Annotated in this window: 19 protein-coding genes, 2 riboswitches and 1 other annotated feature; of the genes, 12 read left to right on the top strand and 7 right to left on the bottom strand. The window is 37.4% G+C overall.

Going from position 1 to position 24,338, the window contains the following annotated elements; genetic code table 11:
• Positions 1-113 precede the first annotated feature (113 nt).
• Positions 114-1,403 (bottom strand): replication-associated recombination protein A, encoded by a 1,290-nt coding sequence (locus QUF91_RS19335; RefSeq protein WP_289419079.1) that lies wholly within the window; start codon positions 1,401-1,403, stop codon positions 114-116.
• 352 nt (positions 1,404-1,755) lie between these two features.
• Here QUF91_RS19335 and cymR point away from each other — a divergent pair, with 352 nt between their 5' ends.
• The 4 genes from cymR to QUF91_RS19315 all read left to right on the top strand — a co-directional run bounded on the left by cymR (position 1,756) and on the right by QUF91_RS19315 (position 5,517).
• Positions 1,756-2,175 (top strand): cysteine metabolism transcriptional regulator CymR, encoded by a 420-nt coding sequence (gene cymR / locus QUF91_RS19330; RefSeq protein WP_053484768.1) that lies wholly within the window; start codon positions 1,756-1,758, stop codon positions 2,173-2,175.
• Positions 2,176-2,271: 96 nt separating this feature from the next.
• On the top strand, positions 2,272-3,420 hold the full coding sequence (locus QUF91_RS19325; protein WP_289419078.1) for a cysteine desulfurase family protein: 1,149 nt from the start codon (positions 2,272-2,274) through the stop codon (positions 3,418-3,420).
• Positions 3,421-3,648: 228 nt separating this feature from the next.
• Entirely contained in the window at positions 3,649-4,773 is a 1,125-nt protein-coding gene (gene mnmA, locus QUF91_RS19320) for a tRNA 2-thiouridine(34) synthase MnmA (protein ID WP_285394992.1), read from the top strand.
• Positions 4,774-4,857: 84 nt separating this feature from the next.
• Positions 4,858-5,517: a tetratricopeptide repeat protein gene (locus QUF91_RS19315; RefSeq protein WP_285394991.1), complete on the top strand. Its 660-nt coding sequence runs from the start codon at positions 4,858-4,860 to the stop codon at positions 5,515-5,517.
• A gap of 60 nt (positions 5,518-5,577) precedes the next feature.
• Here the strand turns inward: QUF91_RS19315 and QUF91_RS19310 are convergent, their stop codons facing one another.
• The 3 genes from QUF91_RS19310 to hisA all read right to left on the bottom strand — a co-directional run bounded on the left by QUF91_RS19310 (position 5,578) and on the right by hisA (position 7,532).
• Positions 5,578-6,315, bottom strand: a complete 738-nt coding sequence (locus tag QUF91_RS19310; RefSeq protein WP_285394990.1) for a GTP pyrophosphokinase — start codon at positions 6,313-6,315, stop codon at positions 5,578-5,580.
• A gap of 165 nt (positions 6,316-6,480) precedes the next feature.
• A complete protein-coding gene (locus QUF91_RS19305; protein WP_285394989.1) occupies positions 6,481-6,768 on the bottom strand; it encodes a hypothetical protein in 288 nt (95 codons plus the stop codon).
• The gene (hisA, locus tag QUF91_RS19300) at positions 6,765-7,532 is read right to left on the bottom strand and encodes a phosphoribosylformimino-5-aminoimidazole carboxamide ribotide isomerase (RefSeq protein ID WP_289419077.1); all 768 of its coding nucleotides are present in this window, start codon (positions 7,530-7,532) and stop codon (positions 6,765-6,767) included. The genes QUF91_RS19305 and hisA overlap by 4 nt, the downstream gene beginning before the upstream one ends.
• Positions 7,533-7,911: 379 nt before the next feature.
• Here hisA and recD2 point away from each other — a divergent pair, with 379 nt between their 5' ends.
• On the top strand, positions 7,912-10,344 hold the full coding sequence (gene recD2, locus QUF91_RS19295) for an SF1B family DNA helicase RecD2 (RefSeq protein ID WP_289419076.1): 2,433 nt from the start codon (positions 7,912-7,914) through the stop codon (positions 10,342-10,344).
• Positions 10,345-10,437: 93 nt separating this feature from the next.
• Complete coding sequence (locus QUF91_RS19290; protein ID WP_289419075.1) at positions 10,438-12,174, top strand: polysaccharide deacetylase family protein; 1,737 nt, start codon at positions 10,438-10,440, stop codon at positions 12,172-12,174.
• Between the two features lie 82 nt (positions 12,175-12,256).
• Here QUF91_RS19290 and QUF91_RS19285 read toward each other — a convergent pair whose 3' ends face one another.
• A complete protein-coding gene (locus tag QUF91_RS19285) occupies positions 12,257-12,445 on the bottom strand; it encodes a hypothetical protein (RefSeq protein WP_285394984.1) in 189 nt (62 codons plus the stop codon).
• A 340-nt stretch (positions 12,446-12,785) separates the two neighbouring features.
• On the opposite strand from QUF91_RS19285, the gene hpaB reads away from it, so the two are divergent.
• Positions 12,786-14,222: a 4-hydroxyphenylacetate 3-monooxygenase, oxygenase component gene (gene hpaB, locus QUF91_RS19280; RefSeq protein ID WP_289419074.1), complete on the top strand. Its 1,437-nt coding sequence runs from the start codon at positions 12,786-12,788 to the stop codon at positions 14,220-14,222.
• Between the two features lie 89 nt (positions 14,223-14,311).
• On the opposite strand, the gene QUF91_RS19275 is transcribed toward hpaB, so the two are convergent.
• Entirely contained in the window at positions 14,312-15,085 is a 774-nt protein-coding gene (locus QUF91_RS19275; protein WP_285394982.1) for a magnesium transporter, read from the bottom strand.
• 18 nt (positions 15,086-15,103) lie between these two features.
• Positions 15,104-15,808, bottom strand: coding sequence for an MgtC/SapB family protein (locus QUF91_RS19270; RefSeq protein WP_285395027.1), 705 nt, complete (start codon positions 15,806-15,808; stop codon positions 15,104-15,106).
• 371 nt (positions 15,809-16,179) lie between these two features.
• A riboswitch (M-box (ykoK) riboswitch) is annotated at positions 16,180-16,354 on the bottom strand.
• A gap of 448 nt (positions 16,355-16,802) precedes the next feature.
• Between QUF91_RS19270 and QUF91_RS19265 the strand changes: the two genes are divergently transcribed.
• The 5 genes from QUF91_RS19265 to alaS all read left to right on the top strand — a co-directional run bounded on the left by QUF91_RS19265 (position 16,803) and on the right by alaS (position 24,023).
• Positions 16,803-16,952 carry a hypothetical protein gene (locus tag QUF91_RS19265; protein WP_289419073.1) on the top strand — a complete coding sequence of 50 codons (150 nt, stop codon included), beginning with the start codon at positions 16,803-16,805 and terminating at the stop codon, positions 16,950-16,952.
• A gap of 457 nt (positions 16,953-17,409) precedes the next feature.
• Positions 17,410-17,584: riboswitch (M-box (ykoK) riboswitch) on the top strand.
• Positions 17,585-17,837: 253 nt separating this feature from the next.
• A complete protein-coding gene (locus tag QUF91_RS19260; RefSeq protein WP_289419072.1) occupies positions 17,838-18,773 on the top strand; it encodes a magnesium transporter CorA family protein in 936 nt (311 codons plus the stop codon).
• Between the two features lie 21 nt (positions 18,774-18,794).
• Positions 18,795-19,745 carry a magnesium transporter CorA family protein gene (locus tag QUF91_RS19255; RefSeq protein ID WP_289419071.1) on the top strand — a complete coding sequence of 317 codons (951 nt, stop codon included), beginning with the start codon at positions 18,795-18,797 and terminating at the stop codon, positions 19,743-19,745.
• 38 nt (positions 19,746-19,783) lie between these two features.
• A complete protein-coding gene (locus QUF91_RS19250; protein WP_289419070.1) occupies positions 19,784-20,737 on the top strand; it encodes a magnesium transporter CorA family protein in 954 nt (317 codons plus the stop codon).
• A gap of 331 nt (positions 20,738-21,068) precedes the next feature.
• Positions 21,069-21,283, top strand: a binding site (T-box leader).
• Positions 21,284-21,362: 79 nt separating this feature from the next.
• Positions 21,363-24,023 carry an alanine--tRNA ligase gene (gene alaS, locus QUF91_RS19245; protein WP_285395143.1) on the top strand — a complete coding sequence of 887 codons (2,661 nt, stop codon included), beginning with the start codon at positions 21,363-21,365 and terminating at the stop codon, positions 24,021-24,023.
• Positions 24,024-24,338: the final 315 nt, after the last annotated feature.

Raw genomic sequence — 24,338 nt, 5'->3', positions numbered from 1 at the left:
TAAGCGATATAGTATTTAATTAAAAATAAGGCCTTCTTGTTTAAAATTGAAGTGCCTTATTTTCATGAAAATCAAAATAATATGTTTTTCAGTATTCTAATCATGTAGCGATATTATTTTTTATCTTTATGAAAAGATTTTAGCTTTTCGTAGATTCCGGCCATTCGCTTTTCTTCACCTGCAATGACAGGTTTGTAAAATTCTGTACCGACAAGCTCATTGGGTAAATATTGCTGATCGACCCAGCCACCAAATGTTCCAATCGGGCTGTTGTGGGGATATTGATAACCTGTATGACCTAAATCTTTGGCCCCTTCATAATGAGCATCGCGTAAATGATGTGGAATATCGCCTGTTTTTCCTTCATGAATGCTGGCAATTGCGGCATCAATGGCTATTATTGCAGAATTGGATTTAGATGCTAGACACATTTCAATAACAGCACTTGCGAGCGGAATACGCGCCTCTGGTAACCCTAAACGCTCTGCTGCTTGTACTGCTGCAAGCATATGCGGACCTACATCAGGATTGGCAAGCCCTATATCCTCATAAGCCATGACAAGTAAGCGTCTGCTGACAGCTACTAAATCTCCTGTTTCTAATAAATGTGCTAAATAATACAATGCTGCATTCGTATCACTTCCACGAACAGATTTTTGCAATGCAGATAGCAAATTATAAAAATTAGACCCTTTTTTATCACCATAAACGCCAATTCTGCCGATAAGATGTTCAATGATATGATCAGCTGCAATTGTTTGACCATCAACTTCATCACTTGCATAATAAATCGATTCAAGCAAAGTCAATGCTTTCCTTGCATCACCATTAGCTGCTCCAGCAATTTGAGTAATTTGATCATCTGTTAATGCAAAATGATGTTTACCCAGTCCACGTTTTTCATCAAAAAGTGCTTTTCTAATCAACTCGATTAAATTTTCTTTCGTTAAACGTTTTAGTTGATATATTTCTCCGCACCGTGAGCGGATAGCGGGATTTACATCATGGTACGGATTTTCTGTTGTTGCCCCAATTAATACGATCGAGCCATTTTCAACATGTGGCAACAAAGTATCCTGCTGTAATTTATTAAAACGATGAATTTCATCCAAAAAAAGTAGGACTTTTCCTGAGATTCGTGCTTCCTGCACTATATCCTCAACGTCCTTTTTACCAGCGCGAGTAGCATTAATTGCGAAAAATGGGAGCTTCGAGCTTCCTGCTATGGCGTTCGCTATTGACGTTTTGCCGATACCTGGCTCACCGTATAGTAGCATAGATGGAACATGTTCATTTTGAATCATTTTATAAAGAGCGGTAGTAGGACCGATAAAATCTTGGTGTCCAACAATTTCATCAAGGGTTAAAGGACGCATGCGATAAGCAAGTGGTTCATTATGCATTTTAAAATTCCCCCTTTTAACAGTTTTCAATGTTTTTAATTTTTTTTCAGTGGGAGTCTAAACATCCGCTGAAAAAGAGGAACTCAGGCTAAGACCTTCACATTCAGCGAAAACGCCTGAGTGACCAACATCGTGTTGGCCTAAAGCCTCCGGACGCAATTATGCCGGGTAGAGTTGATTTGCTAAATGTTTTTTTGAGCTAAAATGAAGCGATCATAGTATTTTGCCTAACTATACCAAGGCGCAGTTAATAGTATATCATAACCTCCCAAGAGTATTTCCGAGTTCTTCAAGAGGAGATTATGATATACTGATTGTAGTATTTTTGACTAGACTATTTGAGGGTGATAAAATGAAAATTTCTACAAAGGGCCGTTATGGGCTAACGATTATGATTGAACTAGCAAAGCATTATGGAGAAGGACCTATTCCACTACGCAAAATTGCTGCTGAAAAGGAGCTTTCTGAAGCATACTTAGAGCAATTGGTTTCACCACTACGTAATTCAGGCTTAGTGAAAAGTGTTCGCGGTGCATATGGTGGGTATATGCTAGCGAATCCACCAAGTGAAATTTCGGCGGCTAATGTTATTAGTGTGTTAGAGGGGCCAATTCAACCAGTTGAAGGAATTGAAAATGAAGAAGCACCTCAGCGAGAGTTGTGGCTCCGCATTCGCGATGCTGTGAAAAATGTATTAGATACAACGACAATTGAGGATCTAGCACAATATACTGAGGAAAATGTAGCGGAAGGTTATATGTTCTACATTTAAAATGTTTAGGCTAAAGCATCGCTCCCTAAGTCGTCGCAAAGTCGTGTGGCAGGGGGTGCAGATCTTTAGCGCTTTTCGTACAAAGGAGTTTTCAACATGAATTCATATATTTATCTCGATCATGCAGCGTCTTCACCAATGAATGACCAAGTAATAGAAGCTATGACTACAGCAATGCAAAAGGTTTATGGAAATGCTTCAAGTATTCATGGGGCAGGTCGAGAGGCGCGCAAATATTTAGATAATGCACGTGAAGAATTAGCTAAATCAATTGGTGCTCAACCTGGGGAAATTATTATAACAAGTGGCGGAACCGAGGCGGATAATACGGCTATTTTTGGCACTGTTTATGCACGTGCTGCTGAAGGAAAGCACATAATTACCACACAAATTGAACATCACGCAGTATTACATACGTGTGAAAAGCTTGAACGAGATGGCTTTGATGTGACATATTTGCCAGTTGATGAAAAAGGGCATGTATCTGTAGAAGATGTGCGAAATGCATTACGTGAGGATACAATTTTAGTAACGATTATGTACGGCAATAATGAAGTTGGTACGATTCAACCGATTGCTGAAATAGGTGAATTGTTACGTGAACATACAGCTGTTTTTCATACGGATGCTGTTCAGGCATATGGCTTAGAGACAATTAATGTTGCTGATTTACATGTTGATTTACTAAGTGTTTCCGCACATAAAATTAATGGTCCTAAGGGGATTGGCTTCCTTTACCAAAAAGCTGGAACACCATTCACTAGTTATGCATTAGGTGGAGCGCATGAGAAAAAGCGCCGTGCAGGTACTGAAAATGTACCTGCAGTGATTGGCTTTGCTACTGCGGTGCGAATTGCAAATGAGTTGCGCGATGAGAAGCGTGCGCTATACAATCGCTTTAAGCAAATTATGCTTGATGTTTTCACGCAGGAAAAGCTGGCATTTCATGTAAATGGTGATTTAGAAAATACGCTTCCACACGTTTTAAATGTAAGTTTTTCTAGTATGGAAGTAGAGTCATTTCTAGTGAATCTTGATATGGCGGGTATTTGCGTATCGAGTGGTTCGGCGTGCACTGCTGGCTCCATTGATCCATCACATGTTTTAGTTGCGATGTTTGGACAAGGGACAGAGGAATTACGTAACTCGATCCGCTTTAGCTTCGGTCAAGGTTTAACAGAAGCTGACGTACAACGTGCTGCTGAAAAAACAGCTGGGATTGTGAAAAGATTAGCGAAAAAGTAGTTTGCTAAAAATTCAGGCGTGTTGATTAGGAAAAAATAGGTTTATTATTGAGCGATAAAAGGATTTATTTGTTGTTATTTTGCTAATATATTTCCATTTTAACTGATTGTAGCCCGTAGCGGAAATCAGCCATTTCGAATTAATTCGAATGTATAAAAATGGTTAATCCATACACCTGTTAAAAATTATATATTTAATAGAAATTGAATAAAAGAAAAGGTGACCATAATGAAAGAAACACGTGATCCCTCACAAATTCGTGTTGTTGTCGGCATGTCGGGTGGGGTAGATTCTTCGGTTGCTGCATATTTACTAAAACAACAAGGATATGAAGTAATCGGGATATTTATGAAAAACTGGGATGATACAGACGAAAATGGCGTTTGTACAGCTACAGAAGACTATGATGATGTTATTAAAGTGTGTAATCAAATCGGAATTCCTTACTATGCAGTGAATTTTGAAAAGCAATATTGGGATAAGGTTTTCACATACTTTTTAGAAGAATATAAAGCAGGGCGTACGCCAAATCCTGATGTTATGTGTAATAAGGAAATCAAGTTTAAAGCATTTTTAGAACATGCAATGGATCTTGGCGCTGATTATTTAGCGACAGGTCACTATGCTCGAATCGATCGTAGTGGTGAAGGCGAAGTAAAAATGCTTCGTGGAATAGATGAAAATAAAGATCAAACGTATTTCTTAAACCAATTATCACAGGAGCAATTAGCTCATGTAATGTTCCCAATTGGACATATTGAGAAAAAGGAAGTCCGTAAAATTGCGGAGGAAGCTGGATTAGCTACAGCTAAGAAAAAGGATTCAACAGGTATTTGTTTTATAGGGGAACGTAATTTCAAAGAATTCCTAAGTCAATATTTACCGGCTCAACCTGGTAAGATGGAGACGATGGATGGTGTTGTAATGGGCCAGCATGATGGATTAATGTACTATACACTTGGTCAACGTCATGGCCTTGGAATTGGTGGTGACGGTGAGCCGTGGTTCGTGCTAGGGAAAGATTTGGAACGCAATGTGTTACTTGTTGGACAAGGCTTCCATCATGAGTCATTATATTCTACTTCATTGACTGCTGTGAAAATGAACTATACTTCGACAAAAAAATTGCCCGGGAAATTTTCATGCACAGCAAAATTCCGTTATCGTCAAACAGATACACCTGTAGAAGTAGAGATTTTAGAAGATGGACGTACACATATTACGTTTGCTGAACCAGTACGTGCAATCACACCTGGACAAGCTGTTGTATTATATGATGGTGAAGAATGTTTAGGTGGCGGTACAATCGATGAAGTCTTTAAAAATAATGAAAAACTAACATATGTAGGATAATTTGCGAAAAGACTGCTTATACTGCCTCTCATAAGGTGTATAGAATTGAGGCAGTCTTTCGCTACATAGAGGTGAACAAAAACAATGAATTTTAACGAGCAGGGTATTCAAGCATTTCAAGAAAAGCGCTATGAGGATGCCGCACAACTTTTTACACAAGCAATTGAAGCAGAGCCTGAAAATGCAATTGGGTATGTGAATTTTGGAAATCTCTTAGCGGTGTTGGAGGATATTGAACGTGCAGAGCGTTTCTTTCAAAAAGCAATTACTGTTGATGAAACAGCAGCAACTGCTTATTATGGCTTAGCAAATTTATATTATAATGCGGAACGATATGCAGAAGCAGTAAAGCTTTATGAGCAAGCGCTAAAGTATAACATTGAGGGCGCAGATGTATATTATATGATGGGCAAATGCTTTGAGCGAATGGAAAATCCGAAGCTTGCACTGCCATATTTACAACGAGCTTCAGAGCTTGCCCCTGAAGACACACAAATTCGTCTAGCATATGCAATTGTACTATGTGCGCTAGAAATGTTTGAAGAAGGTAAGAAAGAATTAGACTATTTAATCGAACAGGATTGGAATAACGCAGATGCACATTATAATTTAGGTGTACTTTATGCGGTGTCCACTGAACAAACAGAAGATGCTATGTACCACCTGAAACAAGCCTTTACATTACAGCCAGACTACGACCAAGCACGTTATATTTACGATATGATTGCACAGCGATTTAACTAAACTAAATCATAGTAGAGAAAGGATGCCGGAATTACTTCGGCATCCTTTTATATCGTGAGTTTAGTCTTGATCATCATCGGAAGAATAAAATGGTAATTGAGAGATATATTGTGCTAAATAAGCAATAGGCATTGCATCTAATGACGTCTCTTCTTCTTCCGCTTTTAAAATATTTATTTCTTCATTAAGTCGTTCCATTTTTCGATCCAGTTCAGCTGCTTGAATGGCAGCTTCCTTCAATTCCAAACGTATATGTTCAGGTACTTCCTGATTGTATTTGTAATAGATCTTATGCTCAAGGCTAGCCCAGAAGTCCATTGCAATTGTACGGATTTGAATTTCTGTATAAACACTTTCCACACGATCGGACATAAAAATTGGGATTTTTATAATAAGATGCAAGCTTTGATAGCCATTCTCCTTAGGGGATTTAATATAATCCTTTACATCCACAACTTCAATATCATTTTGCGCCTGTAGCATTGCACTTACTTTATAAATATCCTCTACAAAGGAGCATGTGATTCGCACGCCCGCAATATCACGAATGTTTTCACGAATCACTTCGACAGATGTCTCGAGGTTCTTTTTTCGGATTTTCGATAATATACTTTTTGGTGACTTTACTCGAGTTGATATATGCTCTATCGGGTTATATTCATGTATTAACTTAAATTCTTCTTGTAAAATATTTATTTTCGTTTCAATTTCTTGCAAGGCAAATTTATAGGCTAAAAAGAAACGTGTTATGTCTGATTTTAGTTTTTTTAAAGTGTTTACTTCGAGTTCATTTTTCATTCTTCATAAAATCCTTTCTTTTAGCAAATAACATTAATGAAATTCTCTTAATCTCATTAAATAATAGCTTAACAAAAATAGCTACTAAATAGAAATATGTGCTCTAAATTAAGTATAGTATTCTTGTTTCAACTAAAAAAAAAGGGGATTGGGTCCCCTTCGTTATTAAACGATAATTTCAGCATTTAGATTGTATCGTTGATTAAATTCATCAACGAATATTTGTAAGTCGATATACGTACAAATATAAGGTTCTGTTTCTTGATCACGGAGGAAGCCGCATGTTGTCTTTAAAGATTTTGAAAACTCAAGTAGCATTTGTTCATTATCTAGCTGTACGTGCAACGAAAGAGAATTATCCTTCGTATTGACTTTGAAATATTTACCATCTATAATACGTTCTAAATTTGTTTCTTGAAAAGGAAATACATAATCCTTATATACTAACTTCACAATACCCCGCCTTTTTTGCAATAATTTACCACATCTGAATATGGTAAGTCTCCTCCGAAAATTGAAAGAGCGCTACCGATTGTAACATGAAGCTTACCACTTGCTATATTTTTAAATTTCATTAAGTCGTCTAGAGAACGGACGCCACCAGCATATGTTGTTGGAATTGTTGTCCAAGCGGCTAAATCATGCACTAAGCTTTCTTGCATACCACCTTTTTTACCTTCTACATCAACAGCGTGAATAAGTAGTTCATCACAGAAATTTTCGATATACGCAATAGACTCAGCATTTACTTCAAAATCACTAAACTTTGTCCATTTATCAGTAACAACAAACCATTTTCCATCGCGCATACGGCAGCTTAAATCGATGACAAGATGCTGTTTACCGATAATCTGTACTAATTGCTTTAGTCGATCTAAATTAAGCTTGCCATCATAGAAGATAAATGATGTGACAATAACATGGGAAGCACCAGCATCAATATACTTTTTTGCATTTTCAGTAGTAATGCCACCACCAACCTGCAAACCTTGAGGGTACGCTGATAGTGCTGCTAATGCGGCTTCTTCGTTTCCATCACCTAGCATAATGACGTGACCACCTGTTAATTGATCTTTGGCAAACATTTTTGCATAATAACTAGCGTCATAATTTGAAATAAAGTTTTCGATGACTTCTTGATCTGTATGACCGAGTGTACTGCCAACAATTTGTTTTACTTTGCCATCGTGTAAATCGATACAAGGTCTAAATTCCAATAGCTTCACAATCCTTCCGTGCAACAAAATTCAACTATATCATAGCATGGAAAGGTTGTTAATAGCGGTGAAATGTCATTTGTCAAAATAATTTTAACTTAATTCAGTGAATATTCTGATAGTTAAAGCTGAATATCAGCTAACAAAAGTCTCTCGCCTCATCGTCGGATAACCAAACATCTGCTAAAAAGAAGTTAAAGCCTCTGGCAGATGTCATAGAATCAAAAGGAGTTCTTTGTGCAAGCACAAAGCCGATTCTGGACGCAATTATGCCGAGGCATATGATTAAAATATAGTGAAATGTCTTTTTAAACGATATTTCTTGATATGCTGTGGTACAATATAATGATTGAAATGGACACGAAAGGGCGAATCGAAAATGGCAGAGAATCTTGATTTATTTGAACTAAATAAATTATTTATACTCGGACGTCCGATTGTCTCTATCTTCCACAATGCGCAAAATATGTATTCAATAGTTCGTGTGAAAATTCAAGAGACCAACTTACAATATGAGGATAAAGAAATAATTGTTGTTGGATATTTTCCACCGTTACAGATGGATGAACAATATCGTTTTACAGGTTTATTGAGACAACATCCAAAATATGGTGTGCAATTTCAAATTGAGACGTTTACAAAAGAAGTGCCGGCAACAGAGCAAGGAATTATTCATTATTTATCGAGTGATTTGTTTGTTGGAATCGGAAAAAAAACGGCTGAAACAATTGTAGAGAAACTAGGAGCAAATGCGTTACGTCTTATTTTAGAGGACCCAAATGCGCTTGATGCTGTACCTCGACTATCAGCTGAAAAAAAAGAGGTTATCCATCGTACGATTGAACAAAACCTAGGCTTAGAACGAGTGATGATTCAACTTAATGAATGGGGTTTCGGACCACAGCTCGGCATGAAAATTTACCAAACATATCGAACAGAGGCGATTGAACTATTAAATGAAAATCCATACCGCCTTATTGAAGATGTAGAGGGTGTTGGGTTCTTTCGTGCTGATGAGTTAGGTGCTAAATTAGGTATTACTGGCAATCATCCAGACCGTATTAAGGCGGCGATTTTACATATTCTAAATACAGCAGCTTTATCGGATGGGCATGTGTATTTAGATGCAGAACATGTTTTGCCACTAGTAAAAGATATGCTTGAGCAAAGTCAACGAGTGGAAATTCCCTTTGAGACCATTTCTAAAGCTTGCATCGAATTGCGTGAGGAAAGTAAAATTTGTGGGGAAGAAACGAGACTATATTTACCATCCCTATATTTCTCAGAAGTAGGAATTGCATCGAAAATATTAGCTTTAATTGAACGTAACAATAAGGCTGAACATTTTAGTAAGGACGAAATACGCAAAGCGATTGGTGAAACAGAAGAAGTGCTAAATGTCATATATGCTGAAACACAAGCGAATGCTATTGAACACGCACTAAACTCAGCCGTTATGATTTTAACGGGCGGCCCTGGTACAGGTAAAACAACTGTTGTTCGGGGTGTAGTAGAGGTGTATGCAAAGCTACATGGGCTATCATTAAACCCGAAGGAATACGCTCAAAAAGAAGAACCATTCCCGATTATTTTATGTGCCCCTACAGGACGTGCTGCCAAGCGTTTATCAGAATCAACAGAACTTCCAGCAATGACGATTCATCGATTACTAGGCTTTACTGGTCAGGAAAAAGAAGAAGAGACTGAGCGTGAGGTTACCGGGAAACTCATTATTGTAGATGAAATGTCGATGGTCGATACTTGGCTCGCGCATCAACTATTAAAATCCTTGCATGAGGATGTGCAAGTTGTATTTGTTGGCGATCAGGATCAGCTCCCTCCAGTAGGTCCAGGGCAAGTATTAAAGGATTTGTTGGCTTCTAAGCAAATTCCTACTGTGGAATTAACGGAGGTTTATCGACAAGCAGAGGGCTCAACAATTATTGAACTTGCTCATCAAATTAAACGTGGTCATATCACGAATGATTTGACTGTAAAAACGTCTGACCGTTCATTTGTTAAAGCCTCCTCAGATCAAGTAGCAAGCGTTGTCACACAGGTTGTGAAAAGTGCGGTTGCGAAAGGTCAAGAAATTCGTAATATCCAAGTGTTAGCACCAATGTACAAAGGTCCAGCAGGAATAGACAATTTAAATAAAATGATTCAGGAGCTTATTAATCCTAACGATACTGGTACTAGAAAAGAGCTCATCTTTGGGGATGTCACCTATCGCATAAAGGATAAAGTTTTGCAGCTTGTCAATCAACCAGAAAGCAATGTTTTTAATGGTGATATGGGTGAGGTAATCAGTATTATCAAGGCAAAGGAAACAATTGAGAAACAAGATTTGCTTGTTGTGTCATTCGATGGTATAGAAGTAACTTACCAGCGTAGTGATCTCAATCAATTGACACTAGCCTATTGTTGCTCTATTCATAAATCCCAGGGCTCTGAGTTCCAAACAGTTATTATGCCAGTTGTCCGAGGATATTCTAAAATGCTGCGTCGTAATTTATTATATACAGGTATTACGCGTGCAAAAAATTTCTTGATTTTATGTGGTGAACCGGATGTACTAGCAGCTGGTTTACAGCGTACGGATGATTTACAGCGCTTTACGTCCTTACGTGCAAGACTCAATCCAATGGATGTTGCAGAGGAAGTTGTAGAAGCAGAAGATGTTCCATTAAACGAAGATTTACAAAATGAAAAATCATCTATTGATTTAAAGCTAACGGTAGAAACAGAACCATATATTCATCCATTGATTGGAATGGATGGCGTCTCACCGTATGATTATTTAGATAAGTGAGTTAATTTCATAAATTTAATCAAAGGTTCTGAAACAATATGATTTATGAAATTAATTCAACCAATAAACTTTTATAGGTTGGAAAATCGTCTAATGATTGAAGTAAAAGATAATAAAAATTTTTATGAGGTGAATAAAGTGAAACGCTTATTATTATTGCTTCTATTCATGATGGTATTACCTTTTGCAGAAAAAGCATATGCAAAAAATACTGTCATCCAAGTGAATGAGGAAGCAGCTGTCTTTGATAATCGTTCAGGCTCACTAGTACAGGTGGGGACATTATCAGCAGGGCAAACTTTTGAAGTAACAAAAGATTACGGAGCGAATTGGTGGCAAATTCGTTGGGGTGGTTATTACGGTTATGTTGATAAACGCTACACAACGGTTGTACCAGTAACAACTTATAAAAATACAGTCCCAACTGTTGCAAAGATAAAGGATTATATTGTCACAACAAATGTTGCGCCAATTTACGATAATACAGGCAACGAGCTAGTGCAATTTGCAACTTTGTCAGAAGGAGTTAGTTTTCCTATTTATAATAGAATGGGGAATTGGTACGGAATTGCTGTGAACGGACGATTAGGATTTGTACATAGTAATTTTGTTGTGGAAGAAAAAAGTCAGGGTACAACAAATACTACAAAGCCTATCGAAAAACCAACTCCAACTCCGCCGCCACCTAATAAGCAAAATGGTTACATCGAGGCATTAGAAAATGTAACTCTTTATGATTTCCGTCGCGAAAAACCAATGGCTATTGCTACGTTAATGAAAGGCCAACAGCTAGAGATTGTAGATGCATTGGATCCAACATATGTAAAAGTTCGTTGGGGGAAAACATATCTTTATGCAGAAAAATCAATGGTGAAATTTATAAATACTCCTGCCTATAAAAATACAGGCAAGGACAATGCCATGATAAATGAATATTTCATCCCTATTTCTGCAAACAGTGAACTTTATGACCATTCATCAAAAACGTTGCAGCCATTTGCTAAGCTAGATACAAATCATCGTTATCCAATTTTACGGAAAGAAGGTAGTTGGTACGTAACGGTACTTGGTGGCCGTGAAGGATATATCCATAGCTCTAAAGTAGCGCTCGATCGCGGTGTTCCAGTTATGATGTATCATCATTTTCTGAAAGAGGATGAACTTGGACGTTTTAAAAATGTAAGTACTACGATGACAGATGTTCAATTTACGAATGAAATGCAGTATTTAAAAAGTAAGAACTACGAAACGGTTAGTGCAGACGAATTATTACGTTTCATGCGCGATGAAATTACATTGCCTGCTTATTCAATTGTTTTGACTTTTGATGATGGTCTATTATCGACACGTGAATATGCATATCCGGTGCTCAAAGAAAATGGCTTTAAAGCTACGCAGTTTTTAATTACGTACCGTAATGAAAATTCGAAAGATGAACAATTATTTAATTATCATGATTTACAGTCACTTTCACGTCAAGATATGGCAAATATGCAAGACGTCTTTACGTATGGATCACACACTTACAATTTACACGACTTGGTAGGGAATAAAGGCAAAATGCTTCTAATCCCATATCATGAGGTTGTTGAGGATTTAAAGCGTAGTGTAACAATGATTCCAAAGGCAAATGCTTTTGCTTATCCGTTTGGGCAATATAATGCTAACATCATTAATGCGGTAAAGGAAGTGGGATTCACAATGGCGTTTTCAACGGCGCTTGGCTATAATAAACCGTACGATGATGTGTATCAAATTAAACGCTTGTCCAGTAATCAAAAAACAACATTTGAACAATTCCAAAAGATGGTTCTACCATATGCGCAGTAAAATACTTACCCGATCAATTAATTGATCGGGTTTTTCTATGTTAAAAAGGCTCCTCACCAACTTTTGGTGAGGAGCCTTAACATTAGTGGTTACCAACTATATGGTGTTTAACTACTTCATATGCTTGGCAAACATTTTTAAATTGATCTTTTTCTTTGGCAATCATATCTGAAGCAATCGAAAATAAAAGATTTTCTTCATTATGATCCTCCATTTTATTCATTAAAGCAGCTTCCATTTTCGCTACGTATGAGATGATTTGATTATTCATATATATTCTCCTAAAAAAAGATGTATTTGTTTTGGTTACGAAGCTATCTTACATCTATATATAGATAAAATCCAGCAATTCTGTACTAGTCAAAATGGACTTTTTTATGAATGTGACGCAAAAATGAACTTGTTAATAAAGCGCTAATTGAAAGCGTTTTTATCTAAAATAACTGAAAAATCGTGCAATGAAGAAGGTTTCTTAACTGTATTTATAAAGTAGTACAGTTTGTTGAATTTGAGGTGTTGCTATAATACAGTTTTCTGTGACGGAACCTAATATTAGGAAATTTCATATACTTAATGAGTATAAAGATATTTGTAAAGTTAGGGGGACTTTCATGCCAGTAATTACAGGACAGCAATATATTGACCGTATTGACGCTTTACAATCGTATATTTATATTGATGGGAAAGTTGTCACAGGGAAAGTTTCGGAACATCCAGCGTTTAAGGGAGTGATGCAGAGTCAAGCAAGGCTTTTTGATTTACAAAATGAAAACGAATTGCTTGAGAAGATGACATATGTGTCACCGACAAGCAATAAGCGCGTAGGTATGTCTTACCTTCAAGTGATGACAGTAGAGGATCTTGTGAAAAGACGTAATGCAGCACGGGAATGGGCATTATCCACTCATGGCTTAATGGGTAGAAGTCCTGATTACATGAATACGACACTAATGGCACTAGCATCAGCGGCTGATTTTTTAAAAGATAAGCCAAATTGTTTTCCTAATCATTTATTGAATTTTTATGAGTATGCACGAGAGAATGATTTGACAATGACACATACATTTATAGAGCCACAAGTAAATCGCAACCGATTTTACTTTGAGGATGAAGAAGAGACAATTGCTGCTAAAATTGTAGATAATACAAGCGAAGGATTAGTAATTAAAGGTGCAAGACTTTTAGCGACGCAGGGAGGAATTACAGATGAACTCCTTGTGTTATCAACGAATGGCTATGATGAAGGAAAAGGCTTTGGTTTCTCGATACCAAGTAATACGAAAGGTTTAAAGTTTTTATGTAGACAATCATTTGTTGGAGGGGAATCAGTTTTTGACCATCCATTAAGTAGTCGTTTCGAGGAAATGGATGCAATCGTTGTATTTGATAATGTTGTTGTACCGTGGGAACGCGTTTTTTATTATGGGAATGTGGAAGTTGCCAATAGCTTTATGAACGTAAGTGGATTTCAAACATATGGTTTGCACCAAGTTCTTTCACGTCAAATTGCCAAAACAGAATTTGTCTTAGGTGTTGTACAGTCAATTGTTAATACAATCAGTATCGGCGACTACCAACATGTGCAGCAAAAAGTTGTTGATATTATTGTGACACTAGAAACGATGAAGGCTTTACTGTTAAAGTCTGAGATTGAGGCAAAAAAAGATGCTTTTGGCTTTATCAGGCCTGATCATCCGACATTACTTGCAGCTATTCAGATTTTCCCTAAGGTATATCCGACTTTTACAGACATTATCCAGTTACTTGGGGCAAGTGGATTAATGTCTATCCCAAGTGAAAAAGCATTCACAGCAGATGACGGTGACCTTGAGCATTATTTACAGTCGTCTCAGGGTGGCGGAGAGGAGCGCGTCAAAAAATTCCGCTTAGCTTGGGATTTAACGATGAGTAGCTTTGGTACTAGACAAACACTGTATGAGCGCTTTTTCTTTGGTGACCCAGTTCGTTTAGCAACTGTACTTTATAAAACTTATAATAGTGAAGATTTAGTTAATAGAATAGACAGCTTTTTAAAAAATAATCATTAATGTTGAGGAAGTAACTGTTTATAACTAGTTAAAACAGTTACTTCGTTTTGAGTGGGAAAATATTAGTTCCATAAGAAATGTTAGAATCCTTATAGAAAAGTCAGTACATCATCAAAAGTAACAATCCCGAGAAGTTCGTAGTTCTCTGTTACAACAGGGACTGCTAAAAGACCATATTTGCGTATGATTTGAGTTACCTCAGATTGATTTGTGTTGGCAGACACTGAAATGATTCCAGAGTTCATAATTTCATCCATTCGACACGTTGGAGGGGAAATGATTAGCTCTCGTAATGAAACGACACCAAGTAATTGTTTATTAGTATCTGTAACATATAAGTAATAAAAAGTTTCTGCATCTACTTCACTATGCTTTAGGCGTTCAAACACATCAATTACTAAGTCATCTTTTGTAACTATTACCACTTCTGTTGTCATCAAGGCACCTACTGATCCTTTTTCGTATTTAAGTAATTGCTTAATATCATCAGCTTCATCTTTTTCCATGCGCTCTAAATAAAAATCAGCTTCTTTATACGATAGTAGTCCAAAAAAATCTGTGGCGTCATCTGGAGGTAATTCATTTAACATCTCCACTGCAAACGGACGTTCAAGCTCCATAATACATTTTTTTTGCAAGGCAGGTTCTAGCTCACTAAAAATTTCTCCAAATTCACAAGGTGTTAAAAAAGAATAAATGGTGAAGCGTCTTTCCTCGCTGAGTTCGGTAAAAAATGTTGCTTGATCCATAGGGTGCAAATCTAGGAAATCCATTCGAAAAGAATCTTTTTTTCCCGACTTTAAAGATTGCAACATATAGTATGTGTACTCTTCTTTATATTTATATTGATTTAGTCTAATCATTAGTGATGCTCCTTTCTATTACAAATCCTCAATTTCGACACTCAGAACGTGATCAATCTTTTTGACATAATAATAAATTTCCGTCGTATATTGGTCTTCTGGTACAGAAAGAACTAAGTCAATTAATTGGTGATCGTTATCGATATCTTTGAGCTTGAAATGCCGAATTTTATACTCGTATTTTTTGGATGCTCCATTTTGCCCTCTATACTTAATCATTTTAATTAAGTCTGTCATACGATAATTCGATTCCACGATAATCTTTAATGAGATTTCCTGACGGTTGAGTGTTGATAGACCTAATGTTTTGATGAGAAATGGCACAATGTTGACTGCCCCCATCAAGAGGATGACAGCGCATGTTGCTTCTAGATAAAACCCCGCCCCGATAGTAATTCCGAGTGCAGAAGCTGACCAGATTAGCGCAGCGGAAGTAAGACCAGAAATAACCTCGTTGCTTCTTCGTAAAATAACCCCGGCACCAATGAAACCAACTCCACTTACAATCTGCGCAGCAAGTCGCATCGGATCCATATTCGGATGATTTGCACCTCCGAATTTTCCGAATGCTTCTATGGAGACAATTGTTAATAAACAGCTAGCAATACAAATGACCATACTAGGTCTCATGCCAAGTTGTTTTTGTTTAATCTGTCTGTCAATCCCTATCAATAATCCGAATAGTAAAGCTAGGCTTAACTTGATTATCATTTCTATTGTCATCGTCATCGTAAAACACCTCTTCATTTCTTCACTTCTTTTTGTAGAATGCCTAAAATTAAAAATAATATAAAAAAGCTCCCGTAAAAAAGGGAGCTTCTTGCTTAAAATGTATCTTGTTCGGCGTACACATCAAATAAACCTATCTTGATAAACTCCAATTTACAGAAGATTCATAACTGGATTTTTGAAGAAAGGGACATATGCGGACTGAACGCAAAAACGCTGCCTTTTGCCATATTCGAATTATTTAAAAATATAAAATTCCATATCGAATAACTATCCATCACATGTTCCCCCTTTGTAGTTAAATAAAATAAAAACCCCTCTAACGATTTAGAGGGGAGAAGCGCACGAAAAAAACAAAAAGCATTTTCGATTCCCCTAACTCGAGTTTTAGCACTATACACCGTAAAGAAATGAAATCATTTCTTAGCCACCTTATGAAAAGCCTTAATTCGGCAATTCCTGTTCTACCCATGGGCATCTTTCGATATTTCTGGGCAGTGGCCTATGTTTGCATAGGAGCCTCACCTAATGAGGATTTATTGTTTTCAGGTGAATTGTACTCTGAATAATTTTGGTTGTCAACATTTGTTTCAAGAGTAAAAATCTTAAAAGGTATCAGGGAATAGTGTATTTACGGCTCATCATCATAACGGTTCCGTCTTGGGGACCTAAGAGCACTTGGAGGAAAATGATATTAGGCACGAAGGAGTATCACAGGACTTAATGCCTTTAACACCCGTTTCAATCAACTTTTTACTCCCGAACTTTTGATGACAAGCCTTATTTTAATGCTTACAAAGATATGTATTTTTACTTCGAATTAAATTTTTGAGTAGAAGTTTTTCGGAATAATAAATAATAAATTTGTGCTTTATGATAATCAATAGCTTCTGTAATAGTTGTTAAGTCCTTTTCATGATACAAATGTTTTTTTGTATTTAAATTGCTGAACAAAAAATCGAAAGAGAATCAATACAACAGGTTTTTTGTGCGAAAGCGAAGTGCTAACGTAGCGGCAGCAACAGGTTTTTTTGTGCGAAAGCGAAGCGACAGCAACAGGGAATTGTTTGTGCGAAAGCGAAGTGCTGACGTAGCGGCAGCAACAAAAAATGTTTTCTGTGCGAAAGCGAAGTGCTAACGTAGCGGCAGCAACAAAAAATGTTTTCTGTGCGAAAGCGAAGTGCTAACGTAGCGGCAGCAACAAATGTTTTCTGTAGCGAAAGCGAAGCGTCAGCTACAATTACGCCAAGGTGAGATTGATATAAGTTGACCTTCGTTCCGACTGGGCGACTCCTGGGGATCAATCAGTGTCACAGGTGAGACCATGAAGCGAGCAAGGGAGGGGAGGAAGGCACATCGGACGCCCTCCCAGTCGGAATGGAAATCAACCACACGTTTTGGTGATGAGCCAGAGTGAAATTAAGAATGCTCTTTTTTTGTTTTGGGAAATTTCGTAAATTACTGCAAATTTTAAGATGAAGACCACTCCGTTTATTTCTTGTTTTGTACAGAAATTCGTAATAAAAAACGCTTTTAAAACATTTTTAGACTATTGACAAAATGAAAAATAGGGATTAAGATGGCGGTGAAATTAAATAAAACCTCGTTAGGTGAGGCTCCTATACAAACATAGGCCACTGCCCAGAAATATCGAAAGATGCCCATGGGTAGAACAGGAACTGTCGGATTAAGGCTTTTCTTAAGGTGGCTAAGGGATGAATTTATTTCTTTACGGTGTATAGTGCTAAAACTCGACTAGGGGGAGTCGAAAGTGCTTTTTGTTATACTTTATTTTTTTATGCACTTTTTTAAACCCTCTAGGACTTCTGGAGGTTTTTTTATTTCTTAAAAAAGAATCTTATTACACATTGCTATATGGGTTAAAACTTTTTTAGCAGGAAGAATAAGAGTTCGCATTTAGAAAGGAGGGGGTCAAAATGGAGAGTCCTAGTATGACCGATGGAGATAGTAGGATTAAAAAACTTAGATCTGTTTTAATTCAACAGATTAGGAGGGCGATTCGATGCTTAAAATTTATAAGAGAAGCGGAGAAGGGCTATTACAAGAACAGCCCAAGATCGTTCAGGGTAGCTGTGTATATCTCACTAAACCGTCAGAAGATGAAATTCGGTACGTTGTTGACCACCTTGGCGTACCTACTGACTTTATCAATGACTCCCTCGATAAAGATGAACGATCACGTGTAGAAAAAAACGGAAATGATTTTTTGTTGATTGTCAATGTACCAATAAAAATGCCAAATGGTGACGCTGAACCATACAGGATAATTCCGATTGGTATTATTCAAACAAGTGATGTAATTGTTATAATTTGTCGCGACAATCATCCGATTTTACAAGAGTTTAGCGATATTCTTGTTAAGGATATTTATACCAATATGAGCGCATCTTATGTTTTACAGCTATTGCTTGTTTCTGCCCGTTACTATTTACATTGCCTTGATGATGTTAATCGACAAATTATTATAGCTGAAAAAATTATACAAAAATCGATAAAAAACAGAGAAGTGTATACTTTGCTTAATATAAATAAAATTCTTGTTTATTTCTCAAAGGCGCTAAAAGTCAATCTAGTGATGCTGAAAAAATTGTCGAGAGTGCTGAACTTGGAGACGAACGAAGAAGCTGAAAAAAGGATACAAGCTACTTTTAATGAAATGCAGCAAGCATTCGATATATCACAAATTTACAACGAAAATTTAAGTAATTTGATGGACGCATATTCTGGGGCGATTGAAATTAACCTTAGTGTCGTGCTAAAAGTTTTAACTGCTTTTACGATTATTTTGACGTTTCCGACGATGATCGCCACAGTATACGGAATGAATTTCCCTTTGCCAATGCAGGATGAAGGATACGCATTAGCCGTTATAATGTCCATCTCCACAGGTATTAGTTTAGTGACAGGGTGGATTTTTTACAAAACAAAGCTATTTTAGAAGAGAAAGTGAGGAAAAAAGATGCTTACGATATACCGAAGCGATTCATCAGGTCAATTGCAACCGATATCCGAAATTGTTCATAACACGTTGCTTTATCTTGTTGATCCGACAGATGCGGAAATTTCTCAAATTTCAAATAAACTTAATATTCCGAAAAATTTCATTCGTGATTCCCTAGACATTAATGAGCGACCTCGGATTGAAAAAGATGATTCGTCAACGGTCATCATTCTCAATTCTCCTGTTGTTATGAATGAGGAACATTTGTACGAAGAAATTCCTTATCGGACGATACCGATCGGAATCATACATGTGAAAGATCATTTGGTGATTGTCACAAAAAAAGACAATCCGTTATGTAGAGACTTGTTTTTAGGGAAGTACGGAACATTTCAAACACATATGAAGACGCGAATAACATTGCTGCTATTTGAAGCAATTGCCCAGTCGTATCTCGATTTTCTCAAACGTATAAAAGTACAGGTTGGACGATTACAACAAGAATTGAAAGAATCCCATAACAACCGTGAGCTTTTCGGATTGATTAATATCAATAAAAGTGTAGTTTATTTTTCTACTTCTTTGAAAGCTATGCATAATGTTTTTTTACACCTTTCCAAAGGGCAAGATATAAAACTATATAAAGAAGATGAGAAAATGCTGCAAAATGCGCTAGTTGACCTTGAACAAGCAGCGGAAGTAACGGAAATGCGTAGTCTAAGTTTAAGTAATTTAATGGATGCGTATGCGGCAATCATTCATAATAACCTAAACAGCGTTTTGAAAATACTGGCTACCATTACTATTGTACTAATGATTCCTACTATTATTGGAAGTGTTTTCGCCATGAACGTTCCATTGCCTTATGAAGAAGAACCATTCATGTTTGTAGGAATTATTGGGCTTATTGTAGGGCTCACTGCAGGGCTTATCTACGTATTTTACAAAACAAAATTTTTACGTTTTTAATCTTTTCGCACCGTATATAAGAAAGGATGTGTAGCAAATTGCTTTTAATATACAAAAGTAATGCTGAAGGTAAGTTTGAGCAAACATCAAGTATTGGTTATAACAGTTGGCTTCATCTCGAAGCACCGACATCCAGTGAAATTGAACATGTGGCGGCAGCTCTTGCTGTTCCAAGTGATTTTTTAACTGATTCACTTGATATAGAAGAACGCCCGCGAATTGAAGAACGTGACGGGGCTGTCTTGTTTGTTATTCATATCCCTTACGATCAAATAGATGTCGAGAGTTCCTCTCACGACGTAAAATATCGAACAATTCCTATGGGTATCATTCACACTAAAAATCATCTGATTACGATCTGTAGAGAAGAGCTACCTTTTATGAAAGACCTTTTTAATGGTGAGATGACTCTGTTTGAGACACACATGAAAACGCGCAACACCTTAAAAATATTAAGTATTACTGCTCGGGCATATATTGACTTTTTAGCTACTATTGAACGGGAAATCACCTTAGCGGAAAAGGAGCTTGCTAAGTCGTATCGAAATAGTGAGTTATACACACTACTCTACTTGAATGAAAGTCTTATATATATGGTAACATCACTTAAACAGATGAAATTTACTATGCAAAAAATCTTACATGGTAGCTCTATCGAATTAGACGAAGACGATGCAAATGTTTTAGAAGACGTGCTTATTGAGATAGATCAAGCATATGAAGTGACGGAAATAAATCAAACTAATTTAAATAATATTATGGATGCATATGGGAACGTCATTCAAAACAACGTAAGCCAAGTACTTAAATTACTCGCTTCATTTACAATCATATTATCGGTGCCGACGTTAATCGCTACGATTTATGGGATGAATGTGCCTTTACCATATCAAAATGAATCCAATGCATTTTGGGGAGTAATAGTCTTTATAATCTTGCTGACTGGGTTGTCTACTTTCATTTTTTACAAAAAAAATTATTTTACGCGGTAATATAGAATCAAACCATTTTAATAGAACAAATAATACTAAATTTTTTGACTCGGCATCAGAAGTTGTAAAAATGCCAGTTGATTGAAGTATAAGATGGGTGACTCTAAGCGTCACAGATGAGTCCTTGGAGCCCAAGCGACTCATCTGACGCCTACGAAAAAAGCGCCCAGTCGGAACGGACGTTATGGTGATGAGCCAATTTTTTCAGTAGTTGAAGTAGAAAATCTACTATTCTATAAACACTTTCGAATGGACGTTGTATTATGATTAGCCATTATAGTGCCAATTGACAGAAGAACATATTTTTTTTATAATTCTTGTTAGAAAATTGTAAAAAACGATGATGGAAAAAGTAAGTATTTGTGCGTGTAAAAGAAAGGGATTTCTTGGCTGAAAAAATCCTCACAATAGCAAATACCGAAAGCTACTCCGGAGTGCAGTTAATCTCTGCCGTTCACTTACGTTACAAGTGCTTAAGAGGTAAGTATACTTTTACTTACAACTAGGGTGGTACCGCGAGACAAATCACAAGTCCTCGTCCCTTTTTTGGGGATGGGGGCTTTTTTATGTTGATTTGTGGATTCATATCGTAATTTTACAAAACATATAGGGAGGAAATTTTCATATGAAAGCAGCAGAAATTCGCCGCATGTATTTAGAATTCTTTAAAGAAAAAGGTCATCATCATGAGCCATCAGCACCGCTTGTGCCAATCAATGACCCATCATTACTTTGGATTAACTCAGGTGTTGCAACACTTAAACCATATTTCGATGGTCGTATCATTCCTGAAAATCCACGTATTACAAATGCCCAAAAATCAATCCGTACAAATGATATTGAAAACGTAGGTAAAACAGCTCGTCACCATACGTTCTTTGAAATGTTAGGTAACTTCTCAATTGGGGATTACTTTAAAAAAGAAGCTATTCATTATGCTTGGGAGTTCTTAACGGATAAAAAATGGATGGGCTTTGATCCTGAGCTTTTATCGATTACGATCCATCCTGAAGATCAAGAAGCGTATGACGTTTGGCATAACGAAATTGGTATTCCTGAAGAGCGTTTAATCCGTCTAGAGGGGAACTTCTGGGATATCGGTGAAGGTCCATCGGGTCCTAACTCAGAAATTTTTTATGACCGTGGGGAAGAATACGGTTCAGATGAAAATGATCCAGAAATGTATCCAGGTGGAGAAAATGAACGCTATCTTGAAATTTGGAACTTAGTGTTCTCTCAATTCAACCATAATCCTGATGGCACATACACACCACTTCCAAAGCAAAATATTGATACTGGTATGGGTCTTGAGCGTATCGTATCAGTTGTTCAAAATGTTCCAACGAACTTTGATACAGATTTATTCATGCCTATAATTGAAAAAATCGAGCAGTTAGCAAATCGTAAATACAAACGTCCTGGTGAAGTAGCACTAAGTGAAATCTTCGGTTCAGAAGAAGATATTAATACACCATTTAAAGTGATCGCTGACCACATTCGTACAGTGGCGTTTGCTATTGGTGATGGTGCTCTTCCTTCAAATGAAGGTCGAGGTTATGTATTACGTCGTTTACTACGTCGTGCTGTGCGCTATGCAAAACAAATCGGCATTGAAAAGCCATTTATGTTTGAATTAGTACCAACTGTTGGTGAAATTATGAATGATTTCTACCCAGAGGTAACGGAAAAATGCGAGTTTATCCAACGTGTTATTAAAAATGAGGAACTTCGCTTCCATGAAACATTAGACGGTGGTCTTACTATCTTTAACGATGTAGTAGAAGCTCAAAAAGCAGCAGGCCATGACTATATTCCAGGTGCAGATGCATTCCGTTTATATGATACTTACGGTTTCCCAATCGAATTAACAGAAGAGTATGCGGAAGAAGTAGGCATGAAGGTAGATCATGAAGGCTTTGAAGCGGCAATGGAAGAACAACGTGAACGCGCACGTGCAGCTCGTCAAGATGTAGATTCTATGCAAGTACAAAACGAAGTGCTAGCAAACTTGACGGTTGCAAGTGAATTTGTAGGCTATGATACATTAACGACAGACACAGAAGTGGCAGCGATCATTGTCAATGGTCAAGTATCGAAGGTAGCATCTGAAGGGCAAGAAGCACTAGTTATTTTAGCTAAAACACCATTCTATGCTGAAATGGGTGGTCAAATAGCGGATAGCGGTGTTATTGCTAATGATAGCTTTACGGCCATTGTAAAAGATGTACAAAAAGCTCCAAATGGTCAGCCGCTTCATACTGTACTTGTAGAATCTGGCGAAATGCATGTTGAAGATGCTGTGAAGGCAGTAGTTAACCGTGATGAACGTAATTTAATTATTAAAAACCATACAGCAACACATATTATGCAACGCGCGCTAAAAGATGTACTGGGCGACCATGTTAGCCAAGCTGGATCTTATGTAGGGCCTGATCGTTTACGCTTTGACTTCTCTCACTTCGGACAAGTGACAAAAGAGGAATTACAACAAATTGAACGTATTGTAAATGAAAAAGTGTGGGATGATATAGAGGTCGTTATTGAAGAAAAAGGCATCGATGAAGCAAAAGCTATGGGAGCAATGGCTTTATTCGGTGAGAAATACGGTGATATCGTTCGCGTTGTGTCAATTGGTAACTACTCTATTGAACTTTGCGGTGGTTTACACGTAAAACGTTCTTCTGAAATTGGCTTCTTCAAAATTGTTTCAGAAGGTGGTATCGGTGCAGGTACTCGTCGTATCGAGGCTGTGACAGGTAAAGTTGCTTATGAAGCAGTGAAAGAGGAAGAAGCTTTATTAAACGAAGCGGCGGCAATATTAAAAGCTAATCCAAAAGATATTGTGACAAAAGTAAATGCGTTACAAGCTGACTACAAAGATTTACAACGTGAAAATGAGGCATTATCACAAAAAATCGCGAATGCACAAGCAGGCGCTATTGTGGACGCTGCGCAAACTTTTGGGGATGTAACTGTTCTATCTACTAAAGTTGAGGCGAAGGACAATAATCAACTGCGTCAAATGATGGATGACTTGAAAGTGAAAATGCCTAAAGCTGTTATCGTTCTTGGTGCTGTCGATGGCGAAAAGGTTATGCTATGTGCTGGTGTAACAAAAGATTTAGTTGGTGGTAATTACCATGCAGGAAATATCGTAAAAATGGTAGCAGAAGCATGTGGTGGTAAAGGTGGCGGTCGTCCAGATATGGCGATGGCAGGTGCAAAAGATGCATCAAAACTTGATGAAGCACTACTTTCTGTGTATGATTATGTTAAATCCATTTAACTTCTTTTTGCGATTGCAATAGAGGAACTCAGGCTAAGAACTTCACATCCTGTGAAAACGCCTGAGTGACCAGCGTCGTGTTGCTGCCGCTGCGTTAGCACTACGCTTTCGCACAAAAAACATCTGCTGGCCTAAAGCCTCCGGCGGATGTCACGGAATCGGAAAGGAGTTCTTAGGGGATGTTAGCCTAAGATCATCGCATCCATGCGATAACGGCTGACTGACCTGCGTCGGTAAAAACGCCACGTCCTGTGGCATTACCGAAATGACCGACATCGTGTCGGCCCTCGTGCAGGCCTAAACACAAAGCCGATT

The sequence above is a fragment of the Lysinibacillus sp. G4S2 genome, from assembly GCF_030348505.1.
Taxonomy (GTDB): domain Bacteria; phylum Bacillota; class Bacilli; order Bacillales_A; family Planococcaceae; genus Lysinibacillus.
Note: the sequence above shows the minus strand (reverse complement) of the source record. Positions and strands in the feature narration are given on the sequence as shown.

Excerpts from the sequence above, each read along its gene's own strand:
- recD2 (WP_289419076.1), top strand. The coding sequence starts at position 7,912 with ATGGCAGAGAATCTTGATTTATTTGAACTAAATAAATTATTTATACTC.
- hpaB (WP_289419074.1), top strand. The coding sequence starts at position 12,786 with ATGCCAGTAATTACAGGACAGCAATATATTGACCGTATTGACGCTTTA.
- QUF91_RS19260 (WP_289419072.1), top strand. The coding sequence starts at position 17,838 with ATGCTTAAAATTTATAAGAGAAGCGGAGAAGGGCTATTACAAGAACAG.
- alaS (WP_285395143.1), top strand. The coding sequence starts at position 21,363 with ATGAAAGCAGCAGAAATTCGCCGCATGTATTTAGAATTCTTTAAAGAA.
- QUF91_RS19285 (WP_285394984.1), bottom strand. The coding sequence starts at position 12,445 with ATGAATAATCAAATCATCTCATACGTAGCGAAAATGGAAGCTGCTTTA.
- QUF91_RS19310 (WP_285394990.1), bottom strand. The coding sequence starts at position 6,315 with ATGAAAAATGAACTCGAAGTAAACACTTTAAAAAAACTAAAATCAGAC.
- cymR (WP_053484768.1), top strand. The coding sequence starts at position 1,756 with ATGAAAATTTCTACAAAGGGCCGTTATGGGCTAACGATTATGATTGAA.
- QUF91_RS19290 (WP_289419075.1), top strand. The coding sequence starts at position 10,438 with ATGATTGAAGTAAAAGATAATAAAAATTTTTATGAGGTGAATAAAGTG.
- QUF91_RS19270 (WP_285395027.1), bottom strand. The coding sequence starts at position 15,808 with ATGACAATAGAAATGATAATCAAGTTAAGCCTAGCTTTACTATTCGGA.
- QUF91_RS19275 (WP_285394982.1), bottom strand. The coding sequence starts at position 15,085 with ATGATTAGACTAAATCAATATAAATATAAAGAAGAGTACACATACTAT.
- QUF91_RS19335 (WP_289419079.1), bottom strand. The coding sequence starts at position 1,403 with ATGCATAATGAACCACTTGCTTATCGCATGCGTCCTTTAACCCTTGAT.
- QUF91_RS19255 (WP_289419071.1), top strand. The coding sequence starts at position 18,795 with ATGCTTACGATATACCGAAGCGATTCATCAGGTCAATTGCAACCGATA.
- QUF91_RS19325 (WP_289419078.1), top strand. The coding sequence starts at position 2,272 with ATGAATTCATATATTTATCTCGATCATGCAGCGTCTTCACCAATGAAT.
- QUF91_RS19315 (WP_285394991.1), top strand. The coding sequence starts at position 4,858 with ATGAATTTTAACGAGCAGGGTATTCAAGCATTTCAAGAAAAGCGCTAT.
- mnmA (WP_285394992.1), top strand. The coding sequence starts at position 3,649 with ATGAAAGAAACACGTGATCCCTCACAAATTCGTGTTGTTGTCGGCATG.